Annotated in this window: 13 protein-coding genes and 1 pseudogene; 5 read left to right on the plus strand and 9 right to left on the minus strand. The window is 64.5% G+C overall.

Translation table 11 applies throughout. The features are described 5' to 3' along the window. Positions 1-64: 64 nt before the first annotated feature. The 6 genes from AWC27_RS16650 to AWC27_RS16675 all read right to left on the minus strand — a co-directional run bounded on the left by AWC27_RS16650 (position 65) and on the right by AWC27_RS16675 (position 7196). Positions 65-745 (minus strand): glycine-rich domain-containing protein, encoded by a 681-nt coding sequence (locus AWC27_RS16650; protein WP_169726808.1) that lies wholly within the window; start codon positions 743-745, stop codon positions 65-67. Between the two features lie 675 nt (positions 746-1420). Further along, complete coding sequence (locus AWC27_RS16655; RefSeq protein ID WP_085671489.1) at positions 1421-2914, minus strand: class I adenylate-forming enzyme family protein; 1494 nt, start codon at positions 2912-2914, stop codon at positions 1421-1423. Positions 2915-2987: 73 nt separating this feature from the next. Continuing rightward, positions 2988-3908 carry an acyl-CoA dehydrogenase family protein gene (locus AWC27_RS16660; protein ID WP_085671490.1) on the minus strand — a complete coding sequence of 307 codons (921 nt, stop codon included), beginning with the start codon at positions 3906-3908 and terminating at the stop codon, positions 2988-2990. Next, complete coding sequence (locus tag AWC27_RS16665) at positions 3905-5074, minus strand: acyl-CoA dehydrogenase family protein (protein WP_211281652.1); 1170 nt, start codon at positions 5072-5074, stop codon at positions 3905-3907. The genes AWC27_RS16660 and AWC27_RS16665 overlap by 4 nt, the downstream gene beginning before the upstream one ends. Next, positions 5071-6165: an acyl-CoA dehydrogenase family protein gene (locus tag AWC27_RS16670; protein WP_085671491.1), complete on the minus strand. Its 1095-nt coding sequence runs from the start codon at positions 6163-6165 to the stop codon at positions 5071-5073. Before AWC27_RS16670 ends, AWC27_RS16665 begins: the two co-directional genes overlap by 4 nt. Next, entirely contained in the window at positions 6162-7196 is a 1035-nt protein-coding gene (locus tag AWC27_RS16675; RefSeq protein WP_085671492.1) for an acyl-CoA dehydrogenase family protein, read from the minus strand. The genes AWC27_RS16670 and AWC27_RS16675 overlap by 4 nt, the downstream gene beginning before the upstream one ends. A 76-nt stretch (positions 7197-7272) precedes the next feature. On the opposite strand from AWC27_RS16675, the gene AWC27_RS16680 reads away from it, so the two are divergent. After that, positions 7273-8118 (plus strand): LLM class flavin-dependent oxidoreductase, encoded by an 846-nt coding sequence (locus AWC27_RS16680; RefSeq protein WP_085671493.1) that lies wholly within the window; start codon positions 7273-7275, stop codon positions 8116-8118. On the opposite strand, the gene AWC27_RS16685 is transcribed toward AWC27_RS16680, so the two are convergent. Then, positions 8096-8821, minus strand: coding sequence for an SDR family oxidoreductase (locus tag AWC27_RS16685; RefSeq protein WP_085671494.1), 726 nt, complete (start codon positions 8819-8821; stop codon positions 8096-8098). The genes AWC27_RS16680 and AWC27_RS16685 overlap by 23 nt on opposite strands. 5 nt (positions 8822-8826) lie before the next feature. Beyond that, positions 8827-9648 carry a FadR/GntR family transcriptional regulator gene (locus AWC27_RS16690; RefSeq protein ID WP_085671568.1) on the minus strand — a complete coding sequence of 274 codons (822 nt, stop codon included), beginning with the start codon at positions 9646-9648 and terminating at the stop codon, positions 8827-8829. A gap of 67 nt (positions 9649-9715) precedes the next feature. Here AWC27_RS16690 and AWC27_RS16695 point away from each other — a divergent pair, with 67 nt between their 5' ends. The 3 genes and pseudogenes from AWC27_RS16695 to AWC27_RS33245 all read left to right on the plus strand — a co-directional run. Next, positions 9716-12097, plus strand: coding sequence for a CaiB/BaiF CoA-transferase family protein (locus AWC27_RS16695; RefSeq protein ID WP_245847196.1), 2382 nt, complete (start codon positions 9716-9718; stop codon positions 12095-12097). A gap of 36 nt (positions 12098-12133) precedes the next feature. Then, a complete protein-coding gene (locus AWC27_RS32185; protein ID WP_372516842.1) occupies positions 12134-12472 on the plus strand; it encodes a hypothetical protein in 339 nt (112 codons plus the stop codon). A 213-nt stretch (positions 12473-12685) separates the two neighbouring features. Beyond that, a pseudogene (locus AWC27_RS33245) lies at positions 12686-12965 on the plus strand (hypothetical protein); the annotation flags it as partial. Positions 12966-13737: 772 nt separating this feature from the next. Here the strand turns inward: AWC27_RS33245 and AWC27_RS16715 are convergent. Further along, complete coding sequence (locus AWC27_RS16715) at positions 13738-14226, minus strand: hypothetical protein (protein WP_085671496.1); 489 nt, start codon at positions 14224-14226, stop codon at positions 13738-13740. Between the two features lie 150 nt (positions 14227-14376). Here AWC27_RS16715 and AWC27_RS16720 point away from each other — a divergent pair, with 150 nt between their 5' ends. Beyond that, a complete protein-coding gene (locus AWC27_RS16720; RefSeq protein WP_083113321.1) occupies positions 14377-14568 on the plus strand; it encodes a ferredoxin in 192 nt (63 codons plus the stop codon). The last annotated feature ends 27 nt before the right edge of the window (positions 14569-14595 follow it).

The raw sequence follows: 14595 nt of genomic DNA on the forward strand, positions 1-14595 counted from the left end.
GTTGTCAGCACGCTCTGAGAATGAGGTTACCGCGCGTTGCGAAGATATCGCGGAGCTACACCGGTTAGGGGGCGACGCGCAGGACGCGCGATTGGGCAAGGGCCTGGGCGAGTCCGATTTTTTCGTCGTCGGTGAGGTTTCCGGGTAACTCGCGCACGTAGAAATCGCTGTTCTGCGCGACGAAGTGCAAGGCGGGTTGAGCAATGCCGTTGGCAGACAAGACCACAGAGCCTGCGCTATCGACAAGTTCGACGGTGCGGCCGGAGCCGTTGACAGTCAGTTGCCCGGCTTGGGCGTTGATTACCCGTCGCGACGGGCTGATGCTATTGCTGTCGTACCAGATCCGCGGCAGTGGCCCGCCATACAACGCCTCGTAGCGTTCGCGGAACTCGCTGAACGTGCCCACCCGACGCCTATCGACGACGTTGCGGCCGGCGGGTACGTGATTGAGGTATCTGCCGAAGTAGTGGTGGCTATAGGCGGTGTATTCGGCCGTGAACAGGATAAATGTGTGCCAGGCTTGGTCGACCATTGCCGAGTACATTCCAAGGCTTACGTCATCAGTGATCTCGCATAACACGAAGAACTTTTTCACTTCACTGAACAACTCTCCGGCCAAGGCAGGAGTGTCCGCGACCCGATCATTAATGAGTCGGTCGATGACATAGGGTGCGTCGAACGCCAACGCCTTTTTGTGTCGCTCGCTAAGCACTGAAGATGGTGTGGAAATGGATTCCGATCGCAACAGCCCGTCTCCATATTTTTGCTTAAGCCGATCGCGGTGCGTCCAATGACTGAAGCCGTTCGCTTCGCGAGGGCATGGACTTTAGCTCACTTTGGCTATCGGCTCGCTGGTGATGTATCAAGGCGGTTATTGAGTTCTGCCGTCATTACGACAGATTGCACAACCCACACCCGGATGGACCGTCCGCAGCAAGCATTTCTGTTGCGTAGGTAGTGATGATGAGCCGGCCTGCCGTGGTGGTGTCACCCACGCAAGTCGAGTTGACAACATCGCGGCTGGATGCTATTCCGCTCATTCTTGGGAACCTCCGTGTCGATTGCGAACATGATCGGCGCCATTGCCGGTGCGGCTCATATCGTGGGTCGATGTGGAATAGGCCCACTACCAGTGCAGTTGGACTTATCCTCACCGCGAGCAAAACCCTAGCCGAAGTGAATCAGCTTGCAGATAGGCATGATGTCGAAAAGATCGGGCGTTTTATACCGATCTGCCCTTATTGACGGCTTTGCAAGATGTGGCCGGCGAACAGCAGGGGACATCAAACGCCGCAATGGCTGCCCCGCCCCGGGCAGTGTTGTGATTGCGATCGAGAGAGGGTTTGGTTTGGCGGGTCGACGCGATGTAGCCGGGCGGCATCTGGTGGGTGCCCGCCGAGCATGATCCGGTAGGACGCGATCACCCGCCCCGCGCGGCGATCATCGCCGAGCGGTTCACTTTGGTGGCCGCGGTGCGCGGTATGGCGTCGACGAACTCGACGGTCTTGGGCACCTTGTAGGGGGCCAGTCGGCTCTTGGCGTACTCGATCACCTGCTGTTCGGTCAGTGCCTCCGCGGTTTGCACGACGGCGTGAACGCGGCGTCCCCACTGCGGATCGGACAGACCGATGACCACGACGTCGGCTATGCCCGGATGTCCGGCGAGCGCCGACTCCACTTCTGCCGGAAAGACATTGGCGCCGCCGGTGATGATCATGTCGGCCCGGCGGTCGACGATGTAAAGGTAGCCGTCCTCGTCCAGGTGGCCGATGTCGCCCGCGGAGCGAAACCCGTCCTCGGTGGAAGGAAGTGGCGGCGCGCCCCCTAGATAGCGGTACCCCGCGCTCATCGGCGCACGGAGGTAGACATCGCCGTGCTCGCCCGGGCCCAGCGGTCTCTTGTCGGCGTCCAGAATCCGGATCTCGGTATCCCGGAATCCGCGGCCCACGCTGCCCGGATGAGTCAGCCACTCGTCACCGCGCAATGCGGTGAGGCCGAGGTTCTCGGTCATCCCATAGGCGGTCACGATCTGCTCCGGACTGAGCAACTCGAACCAGGTGTGTAGCAGCGATGGCGGCATTACCGCCGCACCCTGCAAGATGAAGACAATGCTGGATAGGTCTCGCTGACGAACGTCGGGGCGGGCGGCGATTCGCGCCAGCATGGTCGGTGTGGCGGTGAAGTTGGTGATGCCGAAGCGTTCGATCACGTCTAAAACCAGTGTGGCGTCGAACTTTTCGAGTACGACAAGATGGTCGCCGCCCAATAGCATGAGGAAGGTGGCGAAGCCGTTGGTGTGATACATCGGCGCGGGCACCATGATGGTCTGGGGCTGGGCGATCGGTGTCCAGTTCGACAGGAATGGCTCGCCCTGCTGGGGTATCCACAGCGATGGCGCCAGATTGAGAATCACCTTGGGCACACCGGTTGATCCGCTGCTGCAGATGCCGTTGGCGGTCGGCGAAATAGCTTCGGGTAGGGGACTTTCGGACTCGGCGGTGGCGCGGGCATCTAGTTCCCAGCGGCTCTCTTCGTCGACCACCACGGCGGGGTCGATCACCGCGCGCACCCGCTCGCGCTCCCATTCGGGTAGATCCCAATGCATCGGAATGGGGACAGCGCCGATCTTCCAGCAACCGAGCGCGGCTAGCACGAGGTGCTGTGAATTCGGTATGGCAAGTGCGACGAGGGAACCCGTTTGAGCGCCGCGCGCTGCCAGGGCTCGGCCCCACTGGTTGGCGCGTGCGTCGAGGTCGCCGAAGGTCAGTGACTGCGCGGTGCCGTCCAGCCCGATAACGGTCACGGCCGGCTCGTTCCGCTTTTCTTCGGCGAGCTGCTGGAGTTTGGTTCCGAACGGGATTCCGTCCTCGAGCGGATTAGGGGTTGTTCCAGATGCGACGGGTTCAGTGCTCAACTGCGCCGCTCTCCCCCGCAAGCGGGAGGTGCCCCCACCTCATCGCTGCACTCTGCATCGTCGCCGGCGCTGCTCACGAGAAGAGCGTCTCCAGCGAGCCGTTTGCGACGTCGGGAACGAGGCGCAACGCCAGTGCTTCGCTGCCCAGCGGCAACCGGATGAGCGGTTGGGTGTGCCGGTCGAGGACGCTGACGTCGGACTCGTCGCAGAAGCCGAGCGCGCCGAGCAACTGATGCGCGGTGCGCAGCACCTGACGTGCGGTGTCGGCGGCCTTGAGCCGCAACACCAGCGCGTCCGCGGAACGAATCCGCAATGGCACCGTTTCGGGTCGGCACAGGGTGAACTTGGCGAGTTCGCGCAGTCCGCGCAACGCGACGGAAGCATCGGCGACGGCGAACCTGACGGTTTGGAAATCGGCGAGCGGCTTGCCGAACTGAATCCTGGCGCGCACGTGCTCGGTCGCGATTTGCAGCAACTGCTGCACCGACCCCAGAATCCGCCATGATCCCAGCACGAGATGAAGATTAACGTCGGCGGCCGCCACGGTTCCGTCGGGTGCGCTCAGTGTGGCGGGCACCAAGAACGGCCCCAACTTGGCGCTGGTTCGCGACGCCGGCTGAACGTGGTAGCGGTTGCCGTCGAGGTCTGCGGCGATCCAGCTGCCGGACAGGTCTCCGTGGTCGATGCGCGGTGCCTCGGGGTTCACCAACGCCAGTCGGGCCCCGTCGACGGCCAGCAGCTCCTCGACCAGCGGATAGGGCAGAGCCGTCGCGCCGGCGGCCTGACAGAGGACCGCTGCCGCCAGGGCGTCATCGGGGCTGCAGCGGACGTCGAGCTCGAAGGCACCGACCTCTCGCAGCGCTTCGCGCGCCGAATCCCGGATGGCGCTGTCGGTTTCGGCCCGCAGCGCCGCCTGCGGACCGCCCAGTAGGGCCAACCGCTTGGCCGCGACAGCGGCGAAGTCGGTAATATCTTGCGGCAGTGCGGTATTCACCGATGTTGTTCTCCCAGGACGTCGCGTGCCACCAGCATTCGCTGCACTTCGATGGTGCCCGAGGCCACGGTAGCGGCCTGCGCGTAGCGCCAGTGGTCTTCGATAGCCCCGTGCAGTGCAGCCGACCCACCGCTGTCCAGTGCCGTTGGACCGAGCACTTCGAAGAGCAGCTCCGCCACCTGCTGATCACAGGTGGTGGTGGCGATGCGGGCCGCGCTGGCGGCCGTGCCGGCCGACGGGTCGTCCTGCAGCGACACGGCACGATAAGCCAGCAGTCTGGCCACCCGTAAGTCGGCGAGCGCTCGAACCCAACGCGTACGAAGCGTTTCCGGTAACCGGTCCCAGTCCTCGCCAAGCTGGTTGCGCATCCGGTCCAGTAGGGATTCGCAGCGCGCGTAGCGCGCGATGCCGACGCGCTCGAAGGCCAGCGCTTCGCGCATCACCCGCCAACCGTCGCCGGGCTCACCGAGCACGTCGCCGGGAAAGGCCTGCACTCCGTCCAGGAACATCTCGTTGAGGTGATGCGGTCCTAGCATCGACGGGATCGGACGGACGGTGAACCCGGGTCGGTCCATGGGGATGAGAAACAGGGTGAGCCGCTTGTGCTTTGGCGCATCCGGGTGGGTGCATGCCGCGAGCACACACCAGGACGCCATCTGCGCGTACGACGTCCAGACCTTCTGGCCGGTGATGCGCCACGCCTGGCCATCTGGACCGTCCGGGACCGCGCGGGTACGCAACGAGGCGAGGTCGGTGCCGGCTTCTGGTTCGGAGAATCCCTGGCACCAGATCACTTCGCCGGAGGCGATGGCCGAGAGGTGCTGGGCCTTTTGCTCGGCCGTTCCGTAGCGCATAAGTGCCGGCCCGACCCAGTTGATCCCCATATACTGCGGGCCACGCGGCTCGTGATGAGCCCACATCTCTTCGCGCAGTACCGTCTGCTGCCAGACCGAACCGCCGCCGCCGCCGTGCTCTTTCGGCCAGGCCAATGCCAGCAGCCCCTCGGCGGCCAGCAGCTTACAGAAGGATTCGGTGGCGGCAAGGTCTTGCGGGTCGCTGGTGCAGGCACCCAGGAAACCGGTGGGAATATTGTCAGATATCAACTGCCGCAGGTGTGTTCGCAGTTCACCTGCGTCGTCGCCGAGGTCGTAATCCATCGTCGTCATCCCTTTGGCAACCCGAGCACCCGCTCGGCGATGATATTGCGCTGGACTTCGGAGGTACCGCCGTAGATGGTGGCGGCCAGCGCATCCTGGCGTTCGAAGAGCAGGTCCGGGTCCGCGCTCGACTCCGGTCCCGACGAATCCGCACTCAGCTCCCAAACGCGTTGTAGGGTAACCGATCCGAGTAGCTTCATGATATCGGCTTGCGGGCTGGGCCGGCCGGCGAGTTCATCGCTCAGGGCACGGTAGCCGGTGGCCCGTAACGCCTCGGCGTCGCTGAGGAGGCGGCCGAGGTCACTGTAAATGCCTTCGTCGACGCTGTTGTGCAACGAGTCCAGACCGCGCTTGATCTCTACCCAGTTCATGATCCAAATCATTTGGCGTTCATGGTGTAGCGACGACAATGCGACGTTCCAGCCGCCGTTGAGCGGACCCAACAGGTTGTCCACCGGAATCTCCACATCGTCGAGGAAGACCTCGCAGAACGTTTCGTCGGAGATCGACGCCATCCGGATGGGTTCGATCCGCACGCCGGGTGTGTGCAGGTCGAGGATGAGGCAGGAGATGCCGCGATGTTTGGCCGCATCCGGATCGGTGCGCACATATAGTGTGCACCAACGTGATTCGTGCGCCTGAGTGGTCCAGATCTTGTGTCCGTTGACGCGGAAAACGGGGCCGTCGCGCTTGGCGCGGGTGCGTAGTCCGGCGAAATCGGAACCCGCTTCCGGCTCGGACATGCCCAGCGCCCACCATTCCTCGCCCCGCAACAGCGGTACCAGCAGGCGGTCGATCTGCGCCGCGGTGCCGAACTGGCGGATTCCGGGAGCGGCAACGTTGGGACCGGCGATGTTGGGCAGCTTGGGTGCCGAACGCATGGCTGCTTCCAGACGGACTTCCATGGCGTCACGCAAACCCAAAGACCGACCGCCGTGTTCGGCCGGCCAGGTGGGCTGTAGCCAGCCGGCTTCGAAGGCCGCTCTCTGGTAGGCCCGTCGCAGCGCGATGTCCCAGCGGTATTGGCGATACCGCTGGTAGTAGTCGCCGGGCAGAAATTCCGTCAACCATGCGCCGAATTCCTCGGCAGGGGCTGTCATATCGCGCCTCCGGCAAAGCGGCGGCCCAGTTCGTGATAGAGGACGCGGCTGTCGCCCAGCATCGCCGCGCTCTGCCAGGCATGCCGGACGTAAAGGTGGGTGTCGTGTTCCCAGGTCTGCCCGAGCGCGCCGTGCACCTGCACGGCGGTGCGTGCACAGGTGCTAGCGGCGTCGCCGGCCGCGGCCTTGGCCATTGCGGCGGCAGTCCACGTCGGATTGGCGGCTGCTAAGTAGGTGAGGCTGCGGGCGCGTTCGATGCTGACGTAGTTGTCGGCGAGTGCGTGTTTGATGCCCTGGAATGCGCCGATCGGCTGGCCGAATTGCTGCCGCGTCTTGGCGTGCTCGACGGAGCGCTGCAACGCGCCGCTTGCCACGCCGACCAGATCGGCGGCAGCGGCGATCAGCGGTGTGGCCAATGCGGATTCGAGATCGATGGGCGCGGTGGCCAGCGGTTCGGCGTCGATCTCGATGTCGGCGACGGGCTGTGCGGGATCGGTCGACTCGCCCGCCTGGACGGTTACCCCGTCGCCACTGCGCACCACTGCGGCCAGCACGCCGTCGCCGGTAACGGCCAGCGTGACGATGAGCTCGGCGCGGGTGGCATTCGTAACTGCGACCGCACGTCCGCTTAGGCGCCCGCGCCGCAGCGTCATCGGGGCGCCGGGGAGCCGCCGACCGGGAGAGTGCACCGCCAGGGTCGCGACGACACCGTCGGCGATGTCGGCGATGACTTGTTGGCACACGTCGCGGCAGGCACGCAAGACGCCTGCGGCCAGGCCGACGCTGCTGAGCAAGGGGATGGGCGCCAGCGCCGCGCCACATTCTTCGAGGACCACTGCGAGGTCACCCGGTCCGAACCCGGGTGCTGCCAGCTCTGTCCACCCGTGGTCGACGACCGTATTCCACAGGGCGCGCCACCGCTCGGGATCGATGAGCGCTTGGCGCACCACCTCCGGCGGACATTCGGTACGCAGGATGTCGCGCGCGGTGTCGCGCAGCGTCAGCTGCTCCGAAGTCAGGCCGACATCCATAAGACCTCTAACATAGCAAAAATAGTAAACTAGCGATCCGGGTCCGATCGAGTCGAATACACGCATAGGTGGGCGCATGGCCGAGTGGTTTCTGTTTCTGCCGCAGGTGCGGTTGCCGGTGGCCGATATCGCCGAACGGGCCCGGTACGCCGAAGCCAGTGGGTTCGATGGGATTGCGTTCATCGATCACCTCGAGGCGCCCGGACAACCGGCTGAAAACATCTGGGAGGCAATGGGCATTGCCACCTGGGTGGCGGCCAAGACGCAGCGGTTGAAGATCGGTCACCTGGTGCTCTGCGATGCGTTCCGGCACCCGGCCGTGCTGGCCAAGCAAGCGGTCACCCTGGCGGCGGCCTCCGACGGCAGGTTCGAGCTCGGCCTGGGCTCGGGGTCGTGGCCAGCCGAATTCGCCAGATTCGATGTCGGTGACCAAGATCCGGTCGCCCGCGTGCGGCAACTCGAGCAGCACCTGGGTCTGATCAGGCAGTACTGGGCTGACGGTGAGCGGGCGCAATCTCCCAAGCCGGCCCATCCGATACCGCTGATCCTCGGCGGCAGCGGCCGCCGCATGATGGAACTCGTTGCGAAGTACGCGGATTGGTGGAACCTACAGTCCAACCACATCGACAGGTTGTCCCGGCTGGCGCCGGCTGCCGGAGGAGCCCGCATCTCGGTCCAGCAGATGGTGGGGTTCATCCGGTCCGGTAGCGATCCCGACGCCGTCCGCGAAGTCAGCTCCCGGCGATTCGGTCACCTGGGACCGGGCCTGGTGTGCGGTGACGCCGCCGAGCTCCGCAGATATTTCGCCGGTTTGGCGGCCCAGCGAGTCGAGCGTTTCTACGTTTGGTTCGCCGATTTCGCGGTCCCCGAATCACTGGCCGAATTCGGGGAGTCGGTCATCAAGGAGTTTTCTTCGCCGTAGCGCGCCGGCGAGCCTCGGTGGGCACAACGGGTGGGCGCGCGTACGGGCCGCGCTGCACTGCACTCAACCGGATTTCCGGCAGCTCCACCGACGGGTCCACTGTGTCCAGCCAGGCGACCGCCGCGGCGATGTCGGATACCTGAATCGCATACATCTCGAACGGAACATCCTGCAGCATCTCGGTTTCCACCGGTCCCGGCGTCACCAGGTGAACGCTGATGCCGTCGCGGTCGACTTCAAGCGCCAGCGCCCGGGCAAAGGCGTTCATGCCGGCCTTGGATGCAGAGTAGGCCGTGCGGGCCATCATCGGTTCGTGAGCCGCCGAGGACGAGATGAACACCAGTCGTGAGCCCGCCGGCATCTTGGGTAGCACCGCCGACGTCACCACGAAGCAGGAATCCAGGTTGGCCGACATGATGGTGCGCCACTGCTCGAATGTCTGCTTGCGAGCATACGTCCCACCGAGCGTGCCGGCCGCGTGCACGACGAGATCGACCGCGGTGAGTTCGCTTATCGCCGCGGCGAATCCGGCCGGATCGGATGCGTCTGCCACGATGTGGCGAGCGCCGATCTCGGCGGCCGCCGCGCGCAGCGGCGCTTCGCGTCGAGCCACCAGGACTACGTCGTAGCCACGCTCGCACAGCTCACCCGCGCAGGCTTTGCCGATCCCACCGCTGCCACCGGTGACCAGTGCGGTTCTCACAGGCTTTAGTGACGCCGCATATCGCGCGTGCGCGACAACGCTTGCGGGGAAAGCGCATGGATGCGTTGTTCGGGGCGGCCGGACAACACGTAGGTCTGGGTGTCGGCGAGGTGGCGGCCCGCGATGCGACGGGCCCGGTCGACGTCACCTTCGGCGATCGTCTCGGCCAGCTTGGTGTGGGTGTTGAGCACGGCACGGCGCTTGGCCAGTGACGGGTAGGTGCCGCGGGCCGCACTCTCGTCGGCCCATTGTTGTTCGTGGCTGGTCCACAGCGTTTCCAGGCTGCCGACGACGGCGATGATGGTGTGGTTGCCGCAGCCGCGAACGATGAGGTCGTGGAACTGGCGGCCGATCTCGGTGAAAAGCCGCCCGTCGTCCAGGTTTTCGGCCATGGCATCGTTGACTCGTTTGAGCTCGGGCACCAGGGTGTCCGCGCGGTCGGGCCGCTGGGCGGCCAGTGCGGCGCAGGCCGGTTCGAGTTCTTGCAATGCCATGCCGAGGTCGGCGACCGCGACGGATTCGCTCTGCAACAGCAGGCCGAGCATGTAAGCGGCGCTGGTCTTCGCCGGTGCATGCACGACCGCGCCACCGCGGTTGCCCCGGCGCACCGACACCAATCCCTCGGTCTCCAAGATTCGCAGTGCTTCTCGCAGCGAGACCAGGCTGACGTTGAACTGCTCGACGAGCACTTCCTGGCGGGGCAGCAGATCGCCGTCGGCGAGTTCGCCGTCGATGATCTGGCGACGCAATTCGTCGGCTACGATTTCGGCAATCCTCGGCGCCGACAATCGGCGACGGGCGTCGGGTCCAATTCCCAGGGCGGTCATCCGATCCTCGCAGGGCTCACTTGCTTACTGGCTTTGCTATTTTAGCAGTAATGGTATAAATAGCCGCGTGAGTCGCGAGGCCGGGAATCGGCCGACACCGCTAGGCGAATTGCGGGTTGTCGAGATCAGTGATCGCATTGCCGGCAGCTACTGCGGGAAGCTGTTGGTGGACGCCGGTGCACAGGTCCGCAAAATCGAACCGCCGCAAGGGGATCCACTACGGCGATACACGGCGACTTGCTCTCCGGTGGACGGCGCGGCGTCGCCGTTGTTCAGTTATCTGAATGCCGGCAAGCGCAGCCTGGTTCTGACGCCCAATTCCGAACAGTACCTAGCCGAACTGGCCGCGGCCGACATCGTGATTGTCACCGGCAGCCGGTCCCAGGCGGCGGCCCTTGGCATCGACCCGCAGCGATTGTTAGCCGACGCCGGGCAGGCGGTCATTGTCACGATTTCCGATTTCGGCTGGGTTGGTCCGTTCGCCGAACGCGCCGCCACGGAGTTCACCCTGCAAGCCTGGGCCGGGTCACCCGGCTTTCGCGGCGACCCCGCCGGCCCGCCCATTTCAATCGGCGGCAACCTGGGGGAGTACATGGGCGGCGTCTTCGCTGCGTTCGGCGCGCTGGCTATGCGCCGCCGCGTCGAGCATGGCGGCCCGGGTGAGCATCTCGACCTGTCCATGCTCGAGGCCATGGCCATGATGCAGAGCAGTGAATGGCTGCATTCCCAACTGCTGCAGGTGGGTCCGGTGCGGCGCACGCTGGAAGTGCCGTCGATCGAACCGGCTAAGGACGGCTACGTCGGGATCACGATGGTCACCGGTCAGCAGTGGCTGGATTTCGCTGCGATGGTCGAATGCCCTCAGCTGGAAGAGATTCCGCAGCTGCGCTTTCAGATCGGCCGGTGGGAATACCGCGATCTCATCCGCGGATTGATCGGTCCCTGGATGGCCGAACGGACCGTCGAGGAGATCGTCGCGTTGGGGCAGCTGTTCCGGCTGCCGATCGCGGCTCTGGGCAACGGCGCCACTATCCGCGACACGGACTACGTGGTCGAACGCGGGGTGTTCGTCGACAACCCGGCCGGGTTCCACCAGCCGCGCCCGCCGTGGCTGATGTCGCGGTGTGCGCCCGCACCGGTGGGTGCCACCCCGGTGCTCGGAGCGGGCGATGGCGAACCACCTTGGCAACAAAGGGAACTCACTGGACAGTCGTCACCATTCGGGTTGCCGTTGCACGGTGTTCGGATCGTCGATCTGACCGCGTTCTGGGCTGGGCCGGCGGCCACTCACCTGCTCGCGGCATTCGGCGCCGATGTCGTGAAGGTGGAGTCGATTCAGCGCCCCGACGGCATCCGGTATTCGGGTGGCATGCGCACCGATGTGGACGACTGGTGGGAGTACGGCTGGGTCTTCCACGCGATGAATACCAACAAGCGTTCGGTCACACTGGATTTGGGCTCCGACGAGGGGCGGCGGTTGTTCCTTTCGCTGGCCGCCGACGTCGATGTGGTCATCGAGAACTTCTCGCCGCGAGTGATGGACCACTTCGGGCTCACCGCCGACGTACTGCTGGAGATAAACCCCAAACTCGTCGTCGCCCGGATGCCGGCATTCGGTTTGGACGGGCCCTGGCGCGAGCGAGTGGGATTCGCCCCCACCATGGAGCAGATCGGCGGCTTGACCTGGGTGACCGGGTTGCCGGAGACTCCACCGGTGACCCCGCGCGGTGCGTGTGATCCGCTGGCCGGCGTGCATGCCGCCTTCGCGGTGCTGGCCGCCCTGAACTTTGCCGAACGCACCGGATCGGGCCAGCAGGTCGAGCTGCCGATGGTGGAAACGGTGTTGAACACCACGGCGATTCAACCGATCGAAACTGAGGTGTTCGGCAGGACCCTGAACCGGCGTGGCAACCGCGGCCACGGCGGAGCGCTGCAGAACATCTATCGGTGCGCCGGGGACGACGATTGGATCGCGGTCAGCGTGGTCAGCGACGGGCAGTGGCGGGCGCTGGTTGAGGTGATGGGTCGACCGTCCTGGTGCGACGGGGGGTTGGCCAGTGCCGATGGGCGGCAAGCGCGCGCAGACGAGATCGACGCCGCGCTGGGTGACTGGTTTGCCGGGCAGTCGTTAGGGCCCACGGTGGAACTGCTGGCCGAGGCCGGCATTCCGGCGGCCCCGGTGATATCGCCGTCGTTGGTGACGGACAATCCGCAACTGCGCCAGCGCGGATTCTTCGAATCGCTGCATCATCCGCGGACCGGCGCCGGCCTGTACCCCACGCCGCCATTCGCGTTGCTTGCCGGCCAGCGCGAGTGGCTGTTGCGCCCGCCGCCGACGTTGGGCGAGCACAATGAAGAGATATTGCGCGATAGGTGTGGGCTGACTGAGGACGATCTCGCGCGCCTTGCGGCAAGCGGGGTGATCGGGACCCGCCCGGCGGGGCTCTAAAAGGGGCCTTGGCTGTGACGCTTGCCGGGGACGGCGATGCCTGCTAGCCCTGCCCCAGGGCATGCCATTACACTTCCCGACGATGGAACCGGGTCTGCTGCGGTTGATGTCCAACAGCTGCAAGCCACGGCCAGCCGATGGAGTCAGCGAAGTGCTGAACTTGCCGCCCTAACGCCCCCCGCAGCAGGTGAGCCGTTTCAACCCATTACGGCGGCGGTGGGCAGCGTCCATGTCGCGGTTGAACTGGCCGCAGCGGCGTTGACCACCCGCACCCAATCAACGGCCCTCGCCGTAATGACCGGTGCTAGACGGTATGGCGCCAACGAAGAGACCGCAGCGGCCGAGATGGCCGCCATGCGACCCAGGTTGGTCTAGGTGGTGCCAACCCTTTCCCAGATCCAGGCATGGAGCACTGAACCTCTCATAGAGGCGGCCTCCTATTGGACTAAGACCGCCGATCAGTGGGAAGACGTGTTCTTGCAGATCCGCAATCAATCCCACATTCTGCTCTGGGAAGGTGCTGGCGGTGAGGCCTTGCGGCAGCGAACCGGTGCTGACGTGGCGATCGTGGTCGCCAAGGCCGACCAACTGCGTCAAGCCAGCAAATTTGCCCGCGATGGCGCCGGAACCATCGGCACCGCCCAACGCAGGGTGCTCTATGCCGTCGAGGACGCGCACAACGCGGGTTTTTTTGTCGGAGAAGACCTCTCGGTCATAGATACCCGAACCAGCCACAATGCCGCCGAGCAAGCGGCTCGCCAAGAACAAGCACAAGTATTCGCTACAGACATCCGCCAACGCGCCACCCAATTACTTGGGGCCGACCAAGAAGTAGCCGCCAAAATCACCGCCGCAACCACCGAACTCACCCCCACCTTCCCCGAAACACACCCTCTTGATGACCACATAGTGAGCGACGGCAAAGACAAGGGTGGCGTCCGATTAGTCGACCAGCACACATTCAAGCAAGACCCACCCGCACCCCCAGGTCCGCCCGGCAACCCGTTTGCAGGCTGGACCGACGAGCAAATGAGGCAAGTTGCGATCGAGATCGCCCACGGCCACGCGCTAGAAGTGCACCCGGAGGATTTTCCTCCAGGATGGAACGAGCCAGATCTGGCACGCTGGATTTACGACACGATGAAAGACTCGAACACGCGTGCCGCTACCAGCATTGACTCCGGCGCGCTGACGCTGCTGCGTGACGGCAGAGTCATTCTTATCCAGCCCAAGGGCGGAGATTTTGGGACCACCTTCGCACCTAGACCACGCCCCGGCGACTCGTGGCGGACCCCGCTGGACTATTTTGAGCAGCGGACTAGGGCGCTGGACCCACTCCCGCCTCCTGTCGCGGGGCGGCTGCCGCCCTTGACTCCCGGTGAGATGGCGCCCAGAATGTCAGCCCCTCCGCCGGCGCCCCCGATACGGGGTGGCGCCGATCTCGCGCCGATGGAACCCCCACCTGCTGCGCGCACGTCTATGGAGCCACCAGGACGTCTGGGCGGCCCGATGGCGGGCGGACCGGTGCCGCCAGAGTCCATCCCCCACCCAGTTCAGCTGCCGCACAGCCACCACGAGCTACCTGTGCTGGGCAAAGACGAGTTACCGGACCTAGATGAATTCGGCTCAAGATGAACTGATTACAGTCCAGGAGGGTACTGTCGCCCTAGCTGCGCGCGACGTATTTCTTCCCCCCAACGGTCGATATTCTCGATTTCCTCGGCGGTAGTGGTCCTCCCGCCATTTGGAAACAGAAGCTTAGCGCGCTCGTGACCGCCGATTTTGCGGCGACGCTGCAGGCCGCGCAGCAGGCTGATCGCTTCGGTGTCGGAGAAACCGGTGACGATCGCAAAGTCCAGGCCCGCCCCGACAAGGCCGCTGGCCCAAGTGATTTCAGTGAGGAACAACACTCGCGCCCAGTCCAGATTGGTCAGCGGCTCCGCATTTTCAACGGCACGCTGAAGGCGAAGGGTGAGTTCACCGAACTCCTCCCACGTCGACAGCCCCAGCACCTGAAACGGAAATGGTGTGCCAGATGCTGACCCTGCCCACTGCTGCAAGGCCTGTTTAATGAACTCGCGTTCCCTCTCGGTCAGATTGACCGCCACCAACTCAGAAGAGCTTTTCATTGAACCGATCGTACGACCAGCACCTGACGTATGTGGACGTCGACTGCCACGATGCTGCAACGACGGACTGACGCTCGACGAGCACAATGAAGAAATATTGCGCGGTAGGTGTAGGCCACCGGCAGGCACATAGAGCGAAAGGGGCATTCGATGCGAGTGAAAGTGGACCCGGATCTGTGCGAGGCCAACGGGTTTTGCGAATCGATTGCCGCAGACATCTTTGAGTTGGGCGATGAGGATGTAGTTCAGATCGCCGACGGCCCGGTGCCGGAAGGGCGGGAGATCGACGTCCGCGCCGCCGTCGAACAATGCCCGAGGGCGGCGCTGAAAATCATCGAGTGAAAGCGGACAAGGCTGGCGCTTGCACGT

The sequence above is a fragment of the Mycobacterium szulgai genome (assembly GCF_002116635.1).
Taxonomy (GTDB): domain Bacteria; phylum Actinomycetota; class Actinomycetes; order Mycobacteriales; family Mycobacteriaceae; genus Mycobacterium; species Mycobacterium szulgai.

What these genes read in the sequence shown, in the direction of transcription:
- AWC27_RS16665 (WP_211281652.1), bottom strand. Translation starts at nt 5,074, where the DNA reads ATGACGACGATGGATTACGACCTCGGCGACGACGCAGGTGAACTGCGA.
- AWC27_RS16720 (WP_083113321.1), top strand. Translation starts at nt 14,377, where the DNA reads ATGCGAGTGAAAGTGGACCCGGATCTGTGCGAGGCCAACGGGTTTTGC.
- AWC27_RS16690 (WP_085671568.1), bottom strand. Translation starts at nt 9,648, where the DNA reads ATGACCGCCCTGGGAATTGGACCCGACGCCCGTCGCCGATTGTCGGCG.
- AWC27_RS16680 (WP_085671493.1), top strand. Translation starts at nt 7,273, where the DNA reads ATGGCCGAGTGGTTTCTGTTTCTGCCGCAGGTGCGGTTGCCGGTGGCC.
- AWC27_RS16715 (WP_085671496.1), bottom strand. Translation starts at nt 14,226, where the DNA reads ATGAAAAGCTCTTCTGAGTTGGTGGCGGTCAATCTGACCGAGAGGGAA.
- AWC27_RS16675 (WP_085671492.1), bottom strand. Translation starts at nt 7,196, where the DNA reads ATGGATGTCGGCCTGACTTCGGAGCAGCTGACGCTGCGCGACACCGCG.
- AWC27_RS16670 (WP_085671491.1), bottom strand. Translation starts at nt 6,165, where the DNA reads ATGACAGCCCCTGCCGAGGAATTCGGCGCATGGTTGACGGAATTTCTG.
- AWC27_RS32185 (WP_372516842.1), top strand. Translation starts at nt 12,134, where the DNA reads ATGCCTGCTAGCCCTGCCCCAGGGCATGCCATTACACTTCCCGACGAT.